Source organism: Pseudomonas sp. PDM05, assembly GCF_014851685.1.
Classification (GTDB): Bacteria; Pseudomonadota; Gammaproteobacteria; order Pseudomonadales; family Pseudomonadaceae; genus Aquipseudomonas.
In genome coordinates, this window is record NZ_JACVAC010000038.1 from 1 (window position 1) to 710 (window position 710).

Sequence of the window (710 nt, forward strand, 5' to 3'; positions counted from 1 at the left end):
GGAATACCCGGTAGCCGATAACGGCAGCGTGTCGGGCCGTGCCATGAACCGTCGCGTTGAAGTGACTATTTCCAACGACAACCAGCCGGTCAAGCCACGGTCTTCCGTCGCTAACTGATCGACGGTCGAAAAAAACCCCGCCTGTTCGTGCGGGGTTTTTTATGACCTACTTAATAGTTGATCATGAAGCCTTCACCGAATGGCTTATATTTCCGATAGTCTCCGTTACCGAACAGTTCTTTACTCATCCTATCCTCAGCCGACGACATCCTCTTCTTAATGTCGGCGTCCGATGGCGGCTGCGCACTCCCTGCGTTAGGTGCCAGCTGGGACCAGTCCAACGGATTAACGAAACCGCCATAAAAACCTGAAACCATCTTCTCACTCCATACATTCACAATGGGTTAGATTGTGCCTAAATTTGACGGCACCCCCATCTGTGGCGCTGTAAGAAATAGGGTTCCACGCAAGTGGGTTATTGCTGCAACTGCGGCGTTTCCTGCCCCATGCAACGCACTGCCTGCTTCTTGTTGTTCACCAACACACCGCTGAGACCTTTCTGTTCGGTATCAAACATCACCAACACGCCATCGACGCACTGCGCCACTTGTGCCGCCGGGGTCAGTGATATCTTGTAATCCTCGCCAGGCACGGTCTTGAGCATGGTGAAGTCGCTGAGCAGCAGTGCATCTTCCGGCTTGGCGAAATGC

General features: G+C 53.1%; 1 protein-coding gene and 1 pseudogene. One reads left to right on the forward strand and one right to left on the reverse strand.

The features are described from left to right. A pseudogene (locus IB241_RS27650) lies at positions 1 to 118 on the forward strand (hypothetical protein); the annotation flags it as partial. A gap of 357 nt (positions 119 to 475) precedes the next feature. Here the strand turns inward: IB241_RS27650 and IB241_RS27310 are convergent. Beyond that, a partial coding sequence (locus IB241_RS27310; protein ID WP_192301274.1) for a hypothetical protein occupies positions 476 to 710 on the reverse strand: 235 nt, incomplete at its 5' end.